17 protein-coding genes are annotated in these 18,911 nt (G+C 68.5%); 12 read left to right on the top strand and 5 right to left on the bottom strand.

Annotation, left to right across the window (positions count from 1 at the left end; translation table 11 throughout):
- Position 1: 1 nt before the first annotated feature.
- From G432_RS08065 to G432_RS08050, 4 genes are read right to left on the bottom strand one after another with little or no spacing between them, the layout of a single operon-like run.
- The gene (locus G432_RS08065) at positions 2-1,273 is read right to left on the bottom strand and encodes an adenosylmethionine--8-amino-7-oxononanoate transaminase (protein ID WP_015458333.1); all 1,272 of its coding nucleotides are present in this window, start codon (positions 1,271-1,273) and stop codon (positions 2-4) included.
- Complete coding sequence (gene bioD, locus G432_RS08060; protein ID WP_015458332.1) at positions 1,270-1,896, bottom strand: dethiobiotin synthase; 627 nt, start codon at positions 1,894-1,896, stop codon at positions 1,270-1,272. Before bioD ends, G432_RS08065 begins: the two co-directional genes overlap by 4 nt.
- Entirely contained in the window at positions 1,893-2,630 is a 738-nt protein-coding gene (locus G432_RS08055; RefSeq protein WP_015458331.1) for a methyltransferase domain-containing protein, read from the bottom strand. Before G432_RS08055 ends, bioD begins: the two co-directional genes overlap by 4 nt.
- A complete protein-coding gene (locus G432_RS08050; RefSeq protein ID WP_015458330.1) occupies positions 2,627-3,736 on the bottom strand; it encodes an 8-amino-7-oxononanoate synthase in 1,110 nt (369 codons plus the stop codon). Before G432_RS08050 ends, G432_RS08055 begins: the two co-directional genes overlap by 4 nt.
- A gap of 237 nt (positions 3,737-3,973) precedes the next feature.
- Here G432_RS08050 and rpsM point away from each other — a divergent pair, with 237 nt between their 5' ends.
- From rpsM to G432_RS08005, 8 genes are all read left to right on the top strand, one after another.
- Positions 3,974-4,342, top strand: coding sequence for a 30S ribosomal protein S13 (gene rpsM, locus G432_RS08040; protein ID WP_015458329.1), 369 nt, complete (start codon positions 3,974-3,976; stop codon positions 4,340-4,342).
- A 106-nt stretch (positions 4,343-4,448) separates the two neighbouring features.
- Positions 4,449-4,838 (top strand): 30S ribosomal protein S11, encoded by a 390-nt coding sequence (gene rpsK / locus G432_RS08035; protein ID WP_010123860.1) that lies wholly within the window; start codon positions 4,449-4,451, stop codon positions 4,836-4,838.
- 88 nt (positions 4,839-4,926) lie between these two features.
- Positions 4,927-5,991, top strand: coding sequence for a DNA-directed RNA polymerase subunit alpha (locus G432_RS08030; protein ID WP_015458328.1), 1,065 nt, complete (start codon positions 4,927-4,929; stop codon positions 5,989-5,991).
- A gap of 194 nt (positions 5,992-6,185) precedes the next feature.
- Complete coding sequence (gene rplQ, locus G432_RS08025) at positions 6,186-6,608, top strand: 50S ribosomal protein L17 (RefSeq protein ID WP_015458327.1); 423 nt, start codon at positions 6,186-6,188, stop codon at positions 6,606-6,608.
- A 94-nt stretch (positions 6,609-6,702) separates the two neighbouring features.
- Positions 6,703-8,814 (top strand): prolyl oligopeptidase family serine peptidase, encoded by a 2,112-nt coding sequence (locus G432_RS08020; RefSeq protein ID WP_015458326.1) that lies wholly within the window; start codon positions 6,703-6,705, stop codon positions 8,812-8,814.
- A gap of 36 nt (positions 8,815-8,850) precedes the next feature.
- On the top strand, positions 8,851-11,604 hold the full coding sequence (locus G432_RS08015) for a [protein-PII] uridylyltransferase (RefSeq protein WP_015458325.1): 2,754 nt from the start codon (positions 8,851-8,853) through the stop codon (positions 11,602-11,604).
- Positions 11,605-11,741: 137 nt separating this feature from the next.
- Positions 11,742-13,793: an elongation factor G gene (locus G432_RS08010; protein WP_015458324.1), complete on the top strand. Its 2,052-nt coding sequence runs from the start codon at positions 11,742-11,744 to the stop codon at positions 13,791-13,793.
- A gap of 97 nt (positions 13,794-13,890) precedes the next feature.
- Positions 13,891-14,307, top strand: a complete 417-nt coding sequence (locus G432_RS08005) for a hypothetical protein (protein ID WP_139181779.1) — start codon at positions 13,891-13,893, stop codon at positions 14,305-14,307.
- 6 nt (positions 14,308-14,313) lie between these two features.
- Here the strand turns inward: G432_RS08005 and G432_RS08000 are convergent, their stop codons facing one another.
- A complete protein-coding gene (locus tag G432_RS08000; RefSeq protein ID WP_015458322.1) occupies positions 14,314-15,090 on the bottom strand; it encodes a helix-turn-helix domain-containing protein in 777 nt (258 codons plus the stop codon).
- A gap of 124 nt (positions 15,091-15,214) precedes the next feature.
- Here G432_RS08000 and G432_RS07995 point away from each other — a divergent pair, with 124 nt between their 5' ends.
- The 4 genes from G432_RS07995 to G432_RS07980 all read left to right on the top strand — a co-directional run bounded on the left by G432_RS07995 (position 15,215) and on the right by G432_RS07980 (position 18,877).
- Positions 15,215-16,957, top strand: a complete 1,743-nt coding sequence (locus G432_RS07995; protein ID WP_015458321.1) for an N-acyl-D-amino-acid deacylase family protein — start codon at positions 15,215-15,217, stop codon at positions 16,955-16,957.
- A gap of 14 nt (positions 16,958-16,971) precedes the next feature.
- Positions 16,972-17,847: a Coq4 family protein gene (locus G432_RS07990; RefSeq protein ID WP_015458320.1), complete on the top strand. Its 876-nt coding sequence runs from the start codon at positions 16,972-16,974 to the stop codon at positions 17,845-17,847.
- A gap of 70 nt (positions 17,848-17,917) precedes the next feature.
- Positions 17,918-18,178 (top strand): hypothetical protein, encoded by a 261-nt coding sequence (locus tag G432_RS07985; RefSeq protein ID WP_015458319.1) that lies wholly within the window; start codon positions 17,918-17,920, stop codon positions 18,176-18,178.
- A gap of 72 nt (positions 18,179-18,250) precedes the next feature.
- Positions 18,251-18,877 carry a LysE family translocator gene (locus G432_RS07980; RefSeq protein WP_015458318.1) on the top strand — a complete coding sequence of 209 codons (627 nt, stop codon included), beginning with the start codon at positions 18,251-18,253 and terminating at the stop codon, positions 18,875-18,877.
- Positions 18,878-18,911 lie beyond the last annotated feature (34 nt).

Genomic DNA, 18,911 nt, shown 5'->3' with positions numbered 1-18,911 from the left:
GTTATTCCCGCCCGATCCATTCGGCCGCTTCCTCGATCGCGGTATAGATGCGGTCCAGCTCGCCGGCGGTGATGCAATAAGGCGGCAGGATATAGACGACATTGCCCATCGGCCTGAGCAGCAGCCCCCGGTCGCGGAAGAAGGCGTTGAGGCGCGGGCCGATCGCGGAAAGATAGTCGCTGCCTTCCTCCACGAACTCCATCGCCGCGATCGTGCCGGTCCGGCGCTTCGCCCTGATCCGGCCGCGCCCGTCCAGCGCCGCCAGCCGTTCCGCCTGCATCGCCGCCAGCGCCGCGATCCGATCGGCCACCGGCTCCTCGCGCCAGATGGCGAGGTTGGCGTTGGCCGCCGCGCACGCCACCGGATTGGCGGTGTAGCTGGACGAATGGAAGAACATCCGCCCGCGATCCGGCGAAAGATGCGCCTCGAATATGGCAGGCGTCGCCAGCGTCGCCGCCAGCGGCAGGGCGCCGCCGGTCAGCCCCTTGGAAAGGCAGAGGATGTCGGGCGCGATGCCGGCCTGCTCGCAGGCGAAGGTCGTGCCGGTGCGGCCCCAGCCGGTCATCACCTCGTCCAGGATGAACAGCACGCCGTGCGCCGCGCAGATCGCCCGCATGGCGGCCAGCACCTGCGGCCCATACATCATCATGCCGCCCGCCCCCAGCACCAGCGGCTCCAGGATGAAGGCGGCGGGCCTGTCCGCGCCCCGGCAGGCGGCCTCCAGCGCATCCAGCGTCGCCTGCTCGCGGCCCTCGGCGGGGAAGGGGATGGTGCCCACGTCGAACAGCAAAGGCTGGTAGGCGCGGTTGTAGACGCCGCGCTCGCCGACGGACATCGCCCCGATGGTGTCGCCATGATAGCCATGTTCCAGCACCAGGATGCGGTGGCGCGGCTCGCCCCGGTTCAGCCAGTAGCCCAGCGCCATCTTCAGCGCGACTTCCACGCTGGTCGATCCGCTGTCGGAAAAGAACACATGGGCGAGGCCGGCGGGCGCCATGGCGATCAGCCCACGCGCCAGCGTCTCGGCGGGCTCATGGGTCCAGCCGGCGAAGATCAGCTGGTCCAGCCGGTCGGTCTGGGCGCGGATCGCCGCCTGGATGCGCGGCTCGCAATGGCCGTGGGTGATGACCCACCAGCTCGATATCGCATCGATCCAGGCGCGCCCGTCCGCGCCATACAGGGTCGCGCCCGCCGCCCGGTCGATCAGCGGTATCTCGTCGCCCAGCCCGTGCTGGGTGAAGGCGTGCCAGACGGGGGAGGGCGACGCGCTCATGCCTGCCCGGCCCTGAAATCGGCGATATCGAATCCCTCGGCGAAGGCCGCCGCCAGCATATCGCGCGTCAGCGGATCGAGGTGGGGCAGCCGCCCCAGCCGCTGCACCTGGCCGATCGCGGCGATGGTCGCCTCATTATCCTCGTTGGCCGGGCCGATATAGGCGATGCCGTGGATCGGCACGCCGCGCGCGCGCAGGGCCTCGATCGCGGACAGGCTGTGGTTGATCGTGCCCAGGCCGGTGCGCGCCGCCAGCACCACCGGCAGGCCCCAGCGCGCGAAGATATCGGCATAGAGCGTCGTGCGCGTCACCGGCACCAGCGGCCCGCCCGCGCCCTCGATCACCAGCGGGCCGGGCAGGGCGGGCGGGGCGATCGCCGCCGCGTCGATGGCGATCCCTTCCAGCTCGGCCGCGCGATGCGGGGAAAGCGGGTGGATCAGGCGATGCGCCTCGGGCAGCACCGGCCGGCCGCTCAGCCGCGCCACGATCTCGCTGTCGGTCTCCTCGTCCAGCCCGGCCTGGATCGGCTTCCAGTAGGTCGCGTCCAGCGCCGCGGTGAGGGCTGCCGCCAGCACCGTCTTGCCGATGCCGGTGTCGGTGCCGGTAATCACATATCGGGTCATGCGTTCAGGGTTCCGTAGGCGATATGGTAGGTGGCCCCGGCGCCCTCCGCTTCGAATGCCGCCATGGCCCGGCGCAGGGCGGGCGCCGGCACGGGCGGGCGCGGCACGCGCGGCCGGTGCGCGCCGATCGCCCGCAGCCCGGCCAGGAAGGCGCGGGCATCGGCATGGCGATCGACGAAATATTCGCTCTCCACCGTCGCCCCCAGCGCCGTCATGGCCTCGGGGGCGGGATAGTCGCCCATGGCCGGGGCCTCGCCCGTCGCGGCGCGGTGGGCGGCATCCCATTCGGCCAGGCTGCCGGCGGCCATGGTGGCGAAGGCCAGCCGCCCGCCGGGGCGCAGCAGCGCCTTCAGCCGGCCGATCGCGCCCGGCAGGTCGGCAAACCACTGGAAGGCGAAGCTCGAACAGATCAGGTCGAAATCGCCCTCCACCTCCGGCCGCTCGCCATCGACCAGCGCGAAGCCCACGTCCAGGCGCGGGCCGATCCGTTCCGCGCAGCGATCGAGCATGGCGGGCGCGATATCGGTCAGCAGCCAGTCGCCCAGCCCGATCCGCCGGATCAGCGCCTCGGAAAGCAGGCCCGTGCCGCAGCCAATCTCCAGCACGCGCGGCCGGCGCGGCAGGGACAGGGCGCCGATGCGTTCCGCCAGCCGGCGCGCGGCATGGGCCTGCACCCGCGCCGCCGCGTCATAATCGCGCGCCTGGCCGAAGGCGTGGGCGACATGCGCGTTCACAGCAGGTCCCTCAGCAGGGCGGACAGGCCGGTCACGGCATCGGCGCCGGCATTGAGCGTCAGCGATATCCGCAGCCGCGATGTGCCGATCGGCACCGTCGGCGGCCGGATGCCCCGGACATCGAAGCCCGCCGCCTGCACCGCGCCGGCAATCTCCATGGTCCGCTTGTCGTCGCCGATGATGACGGGGATGATCTGCGATCCCGTCGCCGGCAGCCCGGCCGCCGCCGCATGGCCGATCAGCGCCGACAGCGCCGCGCGCCGTTCCGGCTCGTGCCGGACGATGCCGATCGCCGCGCGCACTGCCGCGGCCATCAGCGGGGAAGGCGCGGTCGAGAAGATGAAGCCCCGGCCCCGGTTCACCAGATAGTCGGTGATCGCGGCGGGGCCGCACAGCAGCGCGCCCTCGCAGCCCAGCGCCTTGCCGCAGGTGCTGAGCGTGATGACGTTGTCGCGCCCCTGCCACGGCGCCGCCAGCCCGCGCCCGTCCGGCCCGAACACGCCGGTCGCGTGCGCCTCGTCGATCAGCAGGAAGGCGTCGGTCTCGTCCGCCAGCGCCGCCAGCGCGTCCAGCGGCGCCCGGTCGCCGTCCATGCTGTAGAGGCTTTCCACCGCGATCCACACCCGGCCCTTGCCGCCGCCCGCGCGCCATGAGCCGATGGCATCGGCGAAGGCGTCCGCGTCGTTGTGCGCGGCGCTGGCGCGGTCCGCCTTGCCGGCGCGCATGCCTTCGTGCGCGCTGGCGTGGATCAGCTCGTCATACAGGATCAGGTCGCCGCGCCGGGGCAGCGTGGCGAAGGCGGTCGCGTTGGCGGCGAAGCCGGATGAGAAGAACAGCGCCGATTCGCAGCCGAAGAAGGCGGCGGCCTCCGCCTCCAGCGCCTCATGCTCGGGATGGTTGCCGCGCAGCAGCCGCGATCCGCCGGCGCCCACCGGCACGCCACGCGCCAGCGCCGCCGCCACCGATTCGGCCAGCCGCCCCGATCCGGCGAGGCCGAGATAGTCGTTGGAGGCGAAATCCGCGCCCGCACGCGGGATAAGGCTGCGCCGCCGGCCACGGCGGGCAAGCGCGGCGAGGTCCGCCCGATGCTGGTCCAATATCGCCATCGCGGGCGCCCTAGCGGAAGGCGGCGGCGCTTGCAAAGCAGGCGGGCGCGGTGCATGGGCCGCCTCCGCCCGCCGGGATTGCGTGCTTGACTCCGCCCCGCCCCGGCCCTAAGCGCAGCTCATCCCTAGAGACCGGTTCCGGCGGCGTTTCGGCGTGCGCCGTTTTTTCGTTCTCTACGGGGTGCGTCGAGATGGGACGGGGAAGCCACCCGTCCTGTGGAGCAGGAGAATAGACAAGTGGCACGTATTGCGGGTGTCAACATCCCGACCAACAAGCGCGTCGAAATCGCGCTGACCTACATCCATGGCATTGGCCCGGCCAAGGCCAAGGAAATCACCGCCAAGCTGGGCATCGAGCCCGCGCGCCGCGTTCAGGACCTGTCGGACCAGGAAGTCCTTCAGATCCGCGAGACGATCGACGCCGGCTACACCGTGGAGGGCGATCTTCGCCGCCAGGTGGCGATGAACATCAAGCGCCTGATGGACCTGGCCTGCTATCGCGGCCTGCGTCACCGCAAGGGCCTGCCGGTCCGCGGCCAGCGCACGCACACCAATGCGCGCACCCGCAAGGGCAAGGCCAAGCCGATCGCCGGTAAGAAAAAGTAAGATAGAAATCAGTCCGGGCGACTGGTTTCCTTACTTTTCCGCCGGGGGCGAGGCCTCGCAGAGACCGCCCCGGCGCCACGCAAGAGATTAAGGTCAGGATCTATCCATGGCACGTGAACCCCAGCGCCTTCGCCGTCGCGAGCGCAAGAACATCACCGCCGGCGTCGCCCATGTGAACGCCAGCTTCAACAACACCATGATCACCATCACCGACGCGCAGGGCAATGCGATTGCCTGGTCGTCCGCCGGCATGATGGGCTTCAAGGGCAGCCGCAAGTCGACCCCCTACGCCGCTCAGGTCGCGGCCGAGGATGCCGGCAAGAAGGCCGCCGAGCATGGCGTCCGCACCCTCGAGGTCGAGGTCAAGGGCCCCGGTTCGGGCCGTGAATCGGCGCTTCGTGCGCTGCAGGCGGTCGGTTTCCACATCACCTCGATCCGCGATGTGACGCCGATCCCGCACAATGGCGTGCGTCCTTCCAAGCGCCGCCGCGTCTGATTGTGCTTGGCGGGGGCCTTCGGGCCTTCGCCGCTGAGTTTTCCGGCCACGGCGGACGCGCCGTGGTCCAACCCCCAAGGGGAAGTCCATGGCTGTCAACGCAAAGAACTGGCAGGAACTGAAGAAGCCGCAGGGCCTCGAAAAGAAGGCGGGCGGCGACGGCAAGCGCAAGGCGACCTTCGTCGCCGAGCCGCTGGAGCGTGGCTTCGGCCTGACGCTGGGCAACTCGCTGCGCCGCGTGCTCCTCTCCTCGTTGCAGGGCGCGGCCGTCACCTCGATCAAGATCGAGAACGTGCTTCACGAATTCTCGTCGCTGACCGGCGTTCGCGAAGACGTGACGGACATCGTGCTGAACGTGAAGCAGATCGCGCTGCGCATGCAGGGTGAAGGCGCCAAGCGGCTCCAGCTTTCCGTCACCGGCCCGGCCGAGGTGACCGCCGGCGACATCGCCACCACCGGCGATATCGAGGTGATGAACCCCGAACTGGTGATCTGCCACCTCGACGAGGGCGCGTCGCTCAACATGGAGCTGACCGCCGATGTCGGCAAGGGCTACGTTCCCGCCGCCGCCAACCGTCCGGCCGACGCGCCGATCGGCCTGATCCCGGTCGACGCGCTCTACTCGCCGGTCCGCCAGGTCGCCTACAAGGTGGAAAACACCCGCGTCGGCCAGGAGCTTGACTATGACAAGCTCACCCTGACGATCGAGACCGACGGCACCGTCACCCCGGAAGATGCGATCGCTTATGCGGCCCGCATCCTGCAGGACCAGCTCCAGCTCTTCGTCCACTTCGACGATGCGCTCGTCCAGGCCGCTCCGTCGGCCGGCGGCGTCGCCGCGGCGCCCGCCGCCGGTGGCGAGCCGGAGCAGAACGCCAACCAGCTCAACCGCTACCTCCTCAAGAAGGTGGACGAGCTGGAGCTTTCGGTCCGTTCGGCCAACTGCCTCAAGAACGACAACATCATCTACATCGGCGATCTCGTGCAGAAGACCGAGGCGGAGATGCTGCGCACGCCGAACTTCGGCCGCAAGTCGCTCAACGAGATCAAGGAAGTCCTCGCTTCGATGGGGCTGCGCCTGGGCATGGAAATCCCCGGCTGGCCGCCCGAGAATATCGAGGAAATGGCCAAGAAGCTCGAACAGGAATTCTGACGATCGGCGGCATTCCCGCCGATCGTCACCCCGGCGCAGGCCGGGGTCTCGCCGGACGGGAGCGCCGCTCTCCATCGTGGGAGGTCCCAGCCTTCGCTGGGATGACGTCGAAGAAGGGGAATGGGCGGCGCCCTTAACGGCCGCCTGGTCCGGGGTACCTGATACGGCCCCTGAACGAACTGGAAGGAAATACCATGCGTCATCGCGTTGGCGGTCGTAAGCTTCAGCGGACCGCGTCCCATCGTACCGCCCTGTTCCGCAACCAGTCGGCGGCGCTCATCAAGCATGAGCAGATCACCACCACGCTCGCCAAGGCGAAGGAGCTTCGCCCCTATGTCGAGAAGCTGGTGACGCTGGCGAAGAAGGGTGGCCTGGCCAACCGTCGTCTCGCCCATGCCCGCCTGCAGGACGAAACGCAGCTCAAGAAGCTGTTCGAGGTGCTGGCCGAGCGCTACAAGGATCGCAACGGCGGCTATACCCGCATCATCAAGGCCGGCATCCGCGCGTCGGACGCCGCGCCGATCGCGATCATCGAATTCGTCGATCGCGACGTTTCGGCCAAGGGCCAGGATTCGGGCCCGGTCGCCGGTGAGGACGATCTGGACGAAGCGGCCTGATCTTCAGGTTTCTTCGCAAAGTTGCATGAGAGGCCGGAGGCGTTAGTCTCCGGCCTTTCTTTTTGCCCGTTCGCCTTGAAAGTTCCCGCCGCCGATGAAAAATCTTGTCGCAGCCCTCCTGCTTGGCGCCGCCGCTCCCGTGATCGCAGCCCCCATCACCTATCCCGTCACCGAACGTGGACCCGTGGTGGAAAATCATTTCGGCCAGCCCATCGCCGATCCCTATCGCTGGCTGGAAAATGACGTGCGCACCGATCCCAAGGTGGCGGAATGGGTGGCGGCGGAAAACGGCGTCACCAACGCCTATCTTTCGACCCTGCCGGGCCGCGCCGCGATCAAGCAGCGGCTGACCGCGCTCTGGAACTATGAGCGGTTCGAGCTGCCGGAAAAGGCGGGCGCCAATTATTTCTACACCCGCAACGATGGCCTGCAGAACCAGTCCGTCCTCTACGTCCGCGCCGGGCTGGAAGGCACGCCGCGCGCGCTGGTCGATCCCAATGGCTGGGCGAAGGACGGGGCCACCGCGCTCGCCGAATGGAAGCCCTCCAAGGACGGGACGAAGCTGGCCTATGCCGTGCAGGACGGCGGCACCGACTGGCGCACCGTCCGCCTGCTCGACGTCGCGACCGCGCAGCCGCTCGCCGATGAGCTCAAATGGGTGAAATTCTCCAACCTCGCCTGGGCGAAGGACGGCAGCGGCCTTTATTATTCCCGCTTCGCCGAGCCGGCGGCCGGCGCCGCCTTCCAGGCGCTCAACGAGAATCAGCAGGTCTATTTCCACCGCCTCGGCACGCCGCAGGCGCAGGACGTGCTGGTCTATGCCACGCCCGACCGGCCGAAGCTGGGCCACAGCGCGCAGGTGACGGAGGACGGCGCCTGGCTGGTCGTCACCTCGGCCGAGGGCACGGACGACCGTTACGAGATCACGCTGATCGACCTGCGCAAGCCCGGCGCCGCGTCCGTCACGCTGGTGAAGGGACTGGAGAATAACTGGACGCTCGCCGGATCGGCGGGCGACACCTTCTATTTCGTCACCAACAAGGACGCGCCGCTCCAGCGGATCGTGGCGCTCGACGCCGCCGGCGCGGTGCGGGAGATCGTGCCGCAGGACAAGGCGACCATCGACAGCGCCGCCATCGTCGGCGGCAAGCTGGTCGTCACCTATCTGGTCGATGCCCGGACGGAGGTGCGGCTGTTCGGCCTCGACGGCCAGCCCGCCGGCAAGGTGGACCTGCCCGGCATCGGCACGGCCATCGGTTTCGAAGGCGATGCGGGCGACCCGGAAACCTTCTTCGCCTTCACCAGCTTCAACGTGCCCAAGGCGATCTACCGCTATGACGTGGCGACCGGCGCGGTCACGCCCTTCGCGGTGCCCAAGGTGGCGTTCGATCCGGCCGATTATGTGGTGGAACAGCGCTTCTACCGCTCGAAGGACGGCACCCGCGTGCCCCTGTTCGTCGTCTATCGCAAGGGCGCGAACCTCAAGGCCGGCCTGCCGACGCTGCTTTACGCTTATGGCGGGTTCAACATCGCCTCGCGGCCGTCCTTCAGCCCGGCGAACCTCGCCTGGATGGAGATGGGCGGCGTCTATGCGCTGGCCAACATCCGGGGCGGCGGCGAATATGGCAAGGCGTGGCACGATGCCGGGCGGCTGGCCAACAAGCAGAACGTGTTCGACGATTTCATCGCCGCCGGCGAATATCTGATCAACGAAGGCATCACCGGCAGGGGCCGGCTGGCGATCATGGGCCGGTCGAACGGCGGCCTGCTGATCGGCGCCGTCACCAACCAGCGGCCGGACCTGTTCGCCGCGGCGCTTCCGGCCGTGGGCGTGATGGACATGCTGCGCTTCGACCGCTTCACCGCCGGGCGCTATTGGGTGGACGATTATGGCTACCCGGATCGCCAGCCCGATTTCGATGTGCTGCGCCGTTATTCGCCCTATCACAACATCCGCGACGGCGTGCCTTATCCCGCGATCCTGGTGACGACGGCGGATACCGACGATCGCGTGGTGCCCGGCCACAGCTTCAAATATGTGGCCGCGCTGCAGGCCGCGCGGATCGGCGATCGCCCGCACCTGATCCGCATCGAAACCCGCGCCGGCCATGGATCGGGCAAGCCGACGGATAAGCTGATCGCCGAGTTCGCCGATCTCTGGGCCTTCGCCGCGCGGTGGACGGGGCTGGCGGTTCCTGGCCAGTAAGCTTGCTTACCGCCGCAACCTGATTAGGGCAGAGCCATGGCCGTCCGCCTCGAATCCCTGAGCAATCGCCGCGCGATCATCGATCGTCGCGATATCGCCGGCCGGCTCGACGAGATCGAGGGGAAGGATACGGCCGCCCTCCGCCGCGAGGCGACGGCGATCCTGAAGGCGGCGCTGGAACATGGCCGGGCCGAGATCGCCGCCCGGCTGGCGGCCGCCCCGACGCGCGGCACCGATGCGGCGACCGGCTATGCCTTCCTCACCGATCAGATCCTGCGGCTGGTGTTCGATTTCACCACCGGCCGGCTCTACCCGCTCAACAATCCCACGGCGGGCGAGCGGCTGACGCTGATGGCGGTCGGCGGCTATGGCCGGGCGGAGATGGCGCTCCATTCGGATGTGGACATCGCCTTCCTCACCCCCTGGAAGCAGACGGGCTGGGCGGAGCAGGTGATCGAATCCATGCTCTACCTGCTCTGGGATCTCGGCCTGAAGGTGGGGCATAGCAGCCGTTCGCTGGACGATATGGTCCGCATGGCGAAAAGCGATCTCACCATCCGCACCGCGATGCTGGAAGGCCGCTTCGTCTGGGGGGACGAGGCGCTTTACGACGAGGCCTCGGCCCGTTTCGACCGGGAGGTGGTGGCCGGCACCGCGCGCGCCTTCGTCGCCGAGAAGCTGGCCGAGCGCGACGAGCGCCACCGCCGCATGGGCGACAGCCGCTATGTCGTCGAACCCAATCTGAAGGAGGGGAAGGGCGGCCTGCGCGATCTCCACACTCTTTTCTGGATCGGCAAATATGTGAACCGGGTGCGGTCCGTGCCGGAACTGGTGGATACCGGCCTGCTCACGCCCGATGAGCTGCGCCAGTTCCAGAAGGCGGAGAATTTCCTGTGGGCGGTGCGCTGCCACCTCCACATCCTCACCAACCGGGCGGAGGACCGGCTGACCTTCGATGTCCAGCCCGATATCGCCCGGCGCATGCGCTATGCCGATCGTCCGGGGCGATCGGCGGTCGAACGCTTCATGCAGCATTATTTCCTCACCGCGAAGCGGGTGGGCGATCTGACCGGCGTGTTCCTGGCGCATCTGGATGAGGAGTTCGCCGCGCGCGGCCGCCGCTTCGCGCTGCCGCGCCTGCGCCGGAAGCCGCGCAAGCTGGAAGGCTTTGCCTTCGATCGCGGGCGCCTCACCACGCCGCATGACGATTTTTTCGTGCAGGACCCCGTTCGCCTGCTCCAGATGTTCGCGCTGGCGGACAAATATGAGCTGGAGATCCACCCCGTCGCCATGCGCCAGGCGGGGCGCGACGCGCGGCTGATCGACAATCGCGTCCGCCGCGATCCGCGCGCCAACGCCTATTTCCTCGATGTGCTCACCAGCCGGCGAAACCCGGAAACGGTGCTGCGCTGGATGAACGAGGCGGGCGTGTTCGGCCGCTTCGTGCCCGATTTCGGCCGCGTCGTCGCGCAGATGCAGTTCGACATGTATCACCATTTCACGGTGGACGAGCATACCATCCGTGCCATCGGCTTGCTTTCCGCGATCGAGAAGGGCGAGCTGGACGAGGATCATCCGCTGGCCAGCCTCATCATGCGCCAGCTCGTGTCGCGCCGCGCGCTCTATGTCGCGGTGCTGCTCCACGATATCGCCAAGGGCCGTGGCGGCGACCATAGCGAGCTGGGCGCGGAGGTGGCGCTCAAGCTCTGCCCCCGGCTGGGGCTGACCGCGGCGGAGACCGAGCTGGTCGCCTGGCTGGTGCGCTGGCACCTGCTGATGTCCGCCACCGCCTTCAAGCGCGACCTCGCCGATTTCAAGACGATCCTCGATTTCGTCGAGGCGGTGCAGAGCCCGGAACGCCTGCGCCTGCTGCTGGTGCTGACGGTGGTGGATATCCGCGCCGTCGGGCCGGGCGTGTGGAACAGCTGGAAGCGCCAGCTCCTCTCCGATCTCTACGAGGCGGCGGAGGAGGTGCTGCGCCTCGGCCACAAGCAGCGCGGGCGGAAGGAACGGGTGGAGGCCAAGCAGGCGGCGGTGCGCGACCGGCTCGGCTGGCCGGCCGATCGCTTCGACGCGATGGTGAAGCGCCTGCCCGAAGCCTATTGGGTGGCCGAGGGCGTGGACGTGATCGAACGCAACATGCGGCTGATCCACGATGCCGATGCCGGCGATCGCCCGCTTTCGATCGGGGCGGTGGCCGATCCCGAACGCGGCGCCACCCTCGTCACCATCTATGCCGCCGATCATCCCGGCCTCTTCTATCGCATCGCCGGGGCCATCCACCTGGCCGGCGGCAGCATCATCGATGCGCGCATCCACACCACGCGCGATGGCATGGCGGTGGACAATATCCTGGTGCAGGACCCGTTCGGCCGCCCCTTCGACGAGGAGGATCGCCTGCGCCGGCTGGAGTCGATGATCGACGACGCGCTCGCCAATCGCAGCCGCATCGCCGATCGCCTGGCCGCCAAGCCGCTGCCCCGCGCGCGGGCCGAAGCCTTTCCGATCGAACCCGTGGTGCTGATCGATAACCGCGCGTCCAACCGCTATACCGTGGTGGAAATCAACGCCCGGGATCGCCCCGCGCTGCTCAACGCGCTGGCCCACGCGCTCTTCCAGTCGAAGGTGACGATCCATTCCGCCCACATCGCCACCTATGGCGAGCGCGCGGTCGACGTGTTCTACGTGACCGACCTCACCGGCGACAAGGTGACGGGCGCCACCCGCCTCAAGGCGCTGGAACGTCGCCTGCTGGAGGCGGCGGGCGGCGAGGTTCTCGAACCCGCCTGATCCCTCCGCGCGACGGGGCGTGCGATTATCCCTTCCGGGGGGCTTGCGCTCGCCGGCTTATGGCGCGACCCTCCCTGCCGTCACGATCACGATTGCACCGCTCTGGCCGGTCACGGCGCAGCAGGAGGATGGCAGCGATGGTGGGGATCAGCAAAGGCATAAGGGCCATCGCGCTCGTCGGTCCGGCGGGCGCGGGCAAGACGAGTCTCGCGGAGGCGCTGCTCCACGCCGCCGGCGCGATCGATCGGCAGGGCGCGGTCGCCGCCGGCAGCAGCGTGGGCGATGCCAGCGCCGAGGCGCGCGCGCGCGGCGGATCGACCGAGCTCAACCTGATGCGCTTCGACTGGCAGGGCGACGGCTTCGTCCTGGTCGATGCGCCGGGCGGCGCGGGCTTTGCCGCCGATGCCGATCTGGCGGTGGCGTCCGCCGATCTCGCTCTGGTGGTGATCGATCCCGATCCGACGCGCGCGCCGCTTGCCGAACCCACCCTGCGCCGGCTGGAGGCGATGGGCGTGCCGCATGCCCTGTTCGTCAACAAAATCGATCAGGCCCACGGCCGGATCGAGGATCTGCTGATCGCGCTGAAGCCGATGAGCGCCGCGCCCTTCGTCGCCCGCCAGATCCCGATCATGACGGGCGATGTGGTGGCCGGCTTCGTCGATCTCGCGCTGGAACGCGCATATCATTACCGGCCGGGCGCCGCGTCCGAACAGGTGCCGATCGACGATGCCCTGCGCGCGCAGGAGGCGGCCGCCCGCCAGACGATGCTGGAGCAGCTTGCCGATCATGACGATGCGCTGCTCGAGCAATTGCTGTCGGACGAGGTGCCCGATCTCAATCTCGTCTTCGGCGATCTCGGGCGGGAAACGCGCGACGGGCTGGTCGTGCCGGTGCTGTTCGGCTCCGCCACCGACGGCCACGGCATCCGCCGCCTGCTCAAGATGCTGCGCCACGATGCGCCGGCCCCGGATCGTGCGGCCGCCCGGCTCGGCGTGGATCGCGCCGCCGCCCTCGTCCTCAAGATATCGCATGGCAGCGCGATCGGCCGGCTGGCGATCGCCCGGCTGTTCGAAGGGCCGCTGGCGGAAGGCGCCGATCTCTTCGCCGCCGATGGCCGGGCCGCGCGGGCGGGCGCGCTCTTCACCCTCCAGGGCGCGGCGACCGCTAAGGTCGGCCGGGCGGAGGCGGGCGATATCGTCGGCATCGCCAAGCTCGACATGGCGCGCGCGGGCGAGCTGATCGGCATCGGCGCGCCGCCGCCCGAATTTCTCCTGCCCGTCGATCCGCCGGTCGCCAATTGCGTGCGGGCGGTGGCGGCGGAAAACCAGAAGGACGAGGTTCGCCTGTCCACCGCGCTCAACCGGCTGGCGGAGGAGGATCCCGGGCTCCATTGGGGGCAGGATGGCGAGTCGCGCGAAACCCTGCTGCGCGGCATCAATGACGAGCATGTCGCGGTGGCGCTCGATCGGCTGAAGCGGCGCTATGGCGTCGCGGTCAGCGTCCGCCAGCCGGGCGTCGCCTATCGCGAATCGATCCGCAAGGCCTGCAGCCAGCGTGGCCGGCACAAGAAGCAGTCGGGCGGCCACGGCCAGTTCGGCGACGTGACCGTGGAAATCCGCCCGCTGGACCGCGGCGAGGGCTTCCGCTTCGAGGATCGCATCACCGGCGGCGCGGTGCCCAGGCAATGGATACCGGCGGTGGAGCAGGGCGCGCGCGATGCGGTTGCGCGCGGGCCGCTCGGCTTCCCGGTGGTGGACGTGGCGGTCACGTTGGTGGACGGCGCCTTCCACAGCGTCGACAGCTCCGAACTCGCCTTCCGCACCGCCGGCCGGCTGGCCGTGGCGGAGGCGCTGGCCGCCGCCGCGCCCTATCTGCTGGAGCCGGTGGCGCACGTCACGATCCACGCCCCCGGCAGCGCCACCTCGCGCATCGGATCGGCGGTGGCCAGCCGGCGCGGGCAGATGCTGGGCATGGCGCCGGAGGACGGCTGGTCGCGCTGGGACGCGATCGAGGTGCTGGTGCCCGAATCCGAGCTGCACGGGCTGGAGGGCGAGTTGCGGTCGCTCAGCCAGGGCATGGCGCGATATGAGGCGCATTTCGATCATCTGGCCGAGGTATCGGCCCGGCTGGCGGAAGGGATCGTCCAGCGCCGTGCCGAACCCGCGCAGCGTGGCCGCCAGCCCGCCTGACCGCGCGGCGCGCGTTCGGGCTGGCGCCGGAGGGCGGTGCGGGCTATCCCCATGTTCAGCCAGCCTTCATTTCCGGGGGCGCACCTCGGGTGGCATGATGAAATCCTGTTCCCTCCTGCTCCTCGCCGCGATGATCGCGGCCCCCGCCTGGGCGGCGGAGGAAGCCGATGGCCCGGCCGGCGGCCAGGTCATCAGCCTCACGCCTGAACAAAAGGAACAGCTTCTCGGCCGCAATACGGAAGCGGACGCCGATGCCGCGCTGCGCCGCGCCTCGGGCGGCGGCGGCAGCGAAAGCGCCGATGCGTCCCCGGCGCGGGTCTCGGGCGCGGGGGCGGGCGGCCCCCAGATCCATGGCGAGGCGGGCTTCATGATCGGCACCGGCGGCGCGCGCGGCGTGTTTGGCACGGCGGCGGTTCCGCTCGGCGAGAATGCCGGTGCGATCATCTCGTTCGAAAATACCCGCCTGCCGCGCGGGCGCGTGGTCGAACCCCAATATTGGCCCTACGCGCGGTAATGGCCTTCAATTCTTCCGCTGCCGCTGGCGGCGGTTGATCTCCACGATCTGCCGCATCGGCCGGGCGACGGCCAGCACGGCATACCATTCCCCTGGCAGCTTGGCGGTGCGGCGGTCCTCGCGCTCCAGCGCTCGCAGCTGTGCGCGCCACGTCTCGATCCATTCGCGCAGGCGGGCGACGCCGGTTGGGGAGAGCTTGATCGTCTCCGCGCCGAAGATGGTTTCCGGCCGGCTGTAATCCAGCGCGAAGAAATGCGGCTTCAGCAGCCGGTCGAAATGGCGGCGCAGCGGCTCGCGCTGCCAGATATGCGCCGGGTCCAGCCGCGCGCGCAGCCGCCCGCTCGGCAGCCGGTCGATCAGCGCCAGCCGTTCCAGCCGGTGGACATGGCGCTCCACCTCCTCGGCCGGCACGGAGAAGGACGCCACCGCCTCCGACGGCGGCCAGCCGTTCAGGATGAGGAAGAAGATGGTCGAAAGGATTGAATCCTTTCCCAGCGCCTCCTCCTGCGCCAGCGTCAGCTGTTCGGCTTCCGCGTCGCCGGGGCGGCGGCCCTCGATCAGCTCGGCCAGGCTCAGCCCCGCGATCGCCGCGATGCGCTCCAGCGTGCGCAAGGTCAGCCCGCGCCCGTGCAGCCAGCGTTTCACGGTGGCGCTGCCCACGCCCAGCGTCTCGGCCAGCCGGGCCTGCGTCCAGCCTGCGGCCCTGAGCGCGCGGCGCAGCGCGGCCAGCATCGCCTCGGTCTCTTTTTCGACGGGATCGTCAGTTGATCCCGAAGGGCTCATTTCATGATCCATAGCCCCTGAATGTAGCTGCGGGGCCGGCAAGGCAAGCTTATTCTCCGCTTGGTCAGGCCGGATCACGGCCGGGGATAAGGCCGCAAAGGCACCCTCGAAAACGGAGAGAAGAATGTCGGATATCCTCATCAAGGGCGGCACCGTCGTCGATGGCACGGGCGCGCCGGCCTATCGCGCGGACGTGCGGATCAACCAGGGCACGATCACGGAGATCGGCCCCGATCTGAAGCCGGATGGCGAGCGCGTCCATTTCGCCGACGGCTGCTACGTCACCCCCGGCTTCATCGAAAGCCACACCCATTTCGACGCGACGATGTGGTGGCAGCCCGATCTCGATCCGCTGCCCGGCTATGGCGCGACCACCGTTATCCTCGGCAATTGCGGCTTCACCGCCGCCCCGCTGCACCCGGAAAAGGCGGCGCAGCTGGAGATGGTGAAGATATTTTCCTTCTTCGAGGATATTCCCGAAGGTCCCTTCCTCGAACATCTGCCGTGGGACTGGCGGAAATGGTCGGAATATAAGGCGTCGATGGTGGCGAAGGTGAAGGTGCCGGCCAATTATGCCGCCTTCGTCGGCCATATTGCCATCCGGCTCGCGGTGATGGGCCTCGATGCGTGGGAACGCGCGGCGACGGCGGAGGAGATCCGCCGCATGGCCGAGCTGCTGGATGACGCGCTGGCCGCCGGCGCGCTCGGTCTGTCGGACAATCTCCACGATCATGACGGGCAGGACCGGCCGATCCCGACGCTGGTGGCCGACGATGCCGAGTTCGAGGCGCTGTTCGACGTGCTCCAGCGCTATCCGGCCGCGACCTATCAGGTCATCATCGACACCTTCATGCGCAAGACCGGCCCGGCCTCGCTGGAACGGCTGGAACGGCTGACCAAGGGACGCGGCATCCGCATGCAGGTGGCGGGCGCGGTGCCGACGCTGGCCTTCCAGAAGGATATCCTGCCGACCTTGCAGGCCCGCGTCGCTGACATGCGCGCCAAGGGCTATGATCTGTGGCCGGGCATCGCCCATGTCTCGCCCACCAGCACGCTCAGCCTGGTCAAGTCGCTGATCTTCGCCCAGTCGAACGATTATGCCTGGCACGAGGTGGTGCTGGCCGAAACCCACGAGGAAAAGGCCCGCCTGCTCGCCGATCCCGACTGGCGTGCCCGCGCCCGCGAAAGCTGGGATACGAAGGCCTGGCCCCATTCGCCGATGAACAATCCGCAGGACCTGCACCTGATCGATTCGGAAAACGGCACCGGCCCCGTCGGCGTCACGCTCAAGGATTATGCCGACAGCCGCGGGCTGCACCGTTCGGATGCGATGGCCGAATGGATCCTCGCCAACGGCACGCGCTCCACGGTGCACATGTCGCCCTTCCCTAAGGACGAGGCGCTGACGGTCGATCTGATGATCGATCCTCGCACGGTGGGGAACATCTCGGACGCCGGCGCGCACGGGCAGATGCTGTGCGGCGGCGGCGAGAATATCCTGCTCCTCACCAAATATGTCCGCGACGAAAAGCTGATGTCGCTGGAACAGGCGGTCCACGTCATGACCGGCAAGCTCGCCAACTTCTTCGGCCTCGCCGATCGCGGCGAGATCAAGGTCGGCAAGCGCGCGGACATCGCCGTCTTCAACCTCGAGGAAATTCAGCGCCGCGAGATGGAGAAGGCGTTCGACGTGCCGGACGGCAAGGGCGGCACCACCTGGCGCTTCACCCGCAAGGCCGCGCCGATGCGGCTCACGCTGGTGAATGGCGAGCCGACCTTCGACGGCCGCAAATATACCGGGGCCACGCCGGGCACCTTCCTCGCCCCCGCCAACGATGCCCACGCCGCCGCCGTCGCGGCCGAATAAGGGAGGATCCGGCCATGTCGAACGTCAGCCAGGCGGACATCGATTATTATCACAACGGGATGCGCACCTTCACCACCGAAAGCTCGGTGCTGATCAGCTCGTCCAAATATCTCAACCATGCCGGCCTGCGCGCGCTGATCGCGCAGGAGATGCTGCGCCGGAACGGGGCGGACCTGCCCAACACCGCCTTCATCCCGCAGGTCGCCGCGATCCTGCACGAGATGGAGGACATGCCCGGCATCATCCGCCTGTTCGAGGAGGAGAAGCAGCGCCTGCCCGAATTCAAGCGCTGGCTGGATCGGCGCGTCACCTCGGACTTCAAGGCGGACGAGGTGAAGGATTATCCGCCCGGCACGCTGGGCCATGTGATCCACGATTTCCTCGCCAACAGCGGCTACGATATCGATCACTTCTTCCAGGGGATGAAGATCGACAGCGATTACACCTTCTACCTGAAGGAACGCGTCTTCACCCACGATATCGAGCATATGATAACGGGGTTCGAAACGAACTTCTGCGGGGAGGTGGCGCTGCTCGCCGCCAACGCCCGCAGCCTGTTCCGCTATTTCCGGCCGGAGCTGGCAGCCTTCATCAATCGCGTCGGCACCTATCTGAAGGCCAAGACGACGATGAAGATGGGGCTCTATTACCCGCAGGTGATCCCGGAGATGCTGGAGGCCGAGGATATCGGCGCCGCCCAGGGCAAGAACTGGAAGGTGCCGCTGATGATCGTGTGCTGGCGCGACCATCTCGACTGGAAGGTGGAGGACATACGCGAGGAATATGGCATCACTGGCGCGCCGCCCGCCGGCCATTGGGCGTGGACCACCGATGCCAGCCAGGATGCCCGTTCCGATCCGGCGCACGGCGTGGCGATGGCCGCCGAGTGATCCGGGCAAGGCGGCGGGAGGACCAGCCCGTCGCCTTGCGTTTCGCGGCGGGCTGGCGCAACGGCGGGGCATGGACCTCGATGCCCTCCTCGCCAATTATTTCGGCACGGCCGATCTCGCCTCGCTCGATGACGCGGCCTTCGCGGACGGCGTGGACCGGCTGGCGATCGCCTTCGCCACCGAGACGGAGCCCGGCCGCCGCTTCGCGCTGTGGGCGCTGCTCCATGGCATAGGCGAGGCGCCCGATCCCGCCACCGCCTTCAAGGACGATCCGCGGACCCGCGATGCCGCGATCGCTTATGCCCGGCTGGCGGATCGCGCGGGGGATTGATCGCGCGCCCGGCTTGCCGGCGCGGCCTCCGCTCCTGTAAACCGCGCCGGTCTCCTCCAACGGATCGGGCCGATGTCGCTTCACACCTGGTGGCTGTTCTTCCTCGCGGTGTTCCTGCTGTGCGGCACGCCCGGCCCCAACATGCTGCATGTGATGACGCGCAGCGTGCATTTCGGCGCGCGGCGCAGCGTCGCGGCGATGGCCGGCTGCCTCGCCGCGCTGGTGCTGATCCTGTTCGCCTCCGCCACCGGGCTCAGCGCGCTGCTGATGGCCTCGCCCCGGCTGTTCGATGTGCTGCGCTATGCCGGCGTCGCCTATCTCGTCTATCTCGGCATCAGGGCGTGGCGCAGCGATGCCGCGCCGATCGACGTCGATGGCCGGGCGCTGGTTCCCTCACTCTCGCCGCCGGCCATGTTCCGGGGCGGCTTCGCGATCGGCATCAGCAACCCCAAGGCGCTGATGTTCGCGGCCGCCTTCCTGCCCCAGTTCATCGACAAGGCCCGGCCCGAAATCCCGCAGTTCGCGATCCTGGTCGCCACCTTCGCCGCGACCGAGATGTTCTGGTATGCGGTCTATGGCATCGGCGGCCAGAAGCTCGCCGGCTTCCTCACCCGCCCCGGCCTGAAGCGCGCCTTCAACCGGCTGACCGGCGGCATCTTCATCGGCTTCGGCCTCGCGCTGCTCGGCAGCCGGCCGTGACATATACCCAAGGATAATTCTCGATTGCCCTGGG

This window comes from Sphingomonas sp. MM-1 (assembly GCF_000347675.2).
In the GTDB taxonomy this organism is placed as follows: domain Bacteria; phylum Pseudomonadota; class Alphaproteobacteria; order Sphingomonadales; family Sphingomonadaceae; genus Sphingomonas_E; species Sphingomonas_E fennica.
The sequence above is the reverse complement of the archived record's forward strand: the minus strand, read 5'-3'. Positions and strand labels throughout refer to the sequence as shown.

Bases quoted from the DNA above. Each gene is read 5' to 3' on its own strand.
- bioD (WP_015458332.1), bottom strand. From the start codon at position 1,896: ATGACCCGATATGTGATTACCGGCACCGACACCGGCATCGGCAAGACG.
- G432_RS08000 (WP_015458322.1), bottom strand. From the start codon at position 15,090: ATGAGCCCTTCGGGATCAACTGACGATCCCGTCGAAAAAGAGACCGAG.
- G432_RS08020 (WP_015458326.1), top strand. From the start codon at position 6,703: ATGAAAAATCTTGTCGCAGCCCTCCTGCTTGGCGCCGCCGCTCCCGTG.
- G432_RS07995 (WP_015458321.1), top strand. From the start codon at position 15,215: ATGTCGGATATCCTCATCAAGGGCGGCACCGTCGTCGATGGCACGGGC.
- G432_RS08005 (WP_139181779.1), top strand. From the start codon at position 13,891: ATGAAATCCTGTTCCCTCCTGCTCCTCGCCGCGATGATCGCGGCCCCC.
- rplQ (WP_015458327.1), top strand. From the start codon at position 6,186: ATGCGTCATCGCGTTGGCGGTCGTAAGCTTCAGCGGACCGCGTCCCAT.
- G432_RS08050 (WP_015458330.1), bottom strand. From the start codon at position 3,736: ATGGCGATATTGGACCAGCATCGGGCGGACCTCGCCGCGCTTGCCCGC.
- G432_RS07985 (WP_015458319.1), top strand. From the start codon at position 17,918: ATGGACCTCGATGCCCTCCTCGCCAATTATTTCGGCACGGCCGATCTC.
- G432_RS08030 (WP_015458328.1), top strand. From the start codon at position 4,927: ATGGCTGTCAACGCAAAGAACTGGCAGGAACTGAAGAAGCCGCAGGGC.
- G432_RS07980 (WP_015458318.1), top strand. From the start codon at position 18,251: ATGTCGCTTCACACCTGGTGGCTGTTCTTCCTCGCGGTGTTCCTGCTG.
- G432_RS08065 (WP_015458333.1), bottom strand. From the start codon at position 1,273: ATGAGCGCGTCGCCCTCCCCCGTCTGGCACGCCTTCACCCAGCACGGG.
- G432_RS08010 (WP_015458324.1), top strand. From the start codon at position 11,742: ATGGTGGGGATCAGCAAAGGCATAAGGGCCATCGCGCTCGTCGGTCCG.
- G432_RS07990 (WP_015458320.1), top strand. From the start codon at position 16,972: ATGTCGAACGTCAGCCAGGCGGACATCGATTATTATCACAACGGGATG.
- G432_RS08015 (WP_015458325.1), top strand. From the start codon at position 8,851: ATGGCCGTCCGCCTCGAATCCCTGAGCAATCGCCGCGCGATCATCGAT.
- rpsK (WP_010123860.1), top strand. From the start codon at position 4,449: ATGGCACGTGAACCCCAGCGCCTTCGCCGTCGCGAGCGCAAGAACATC.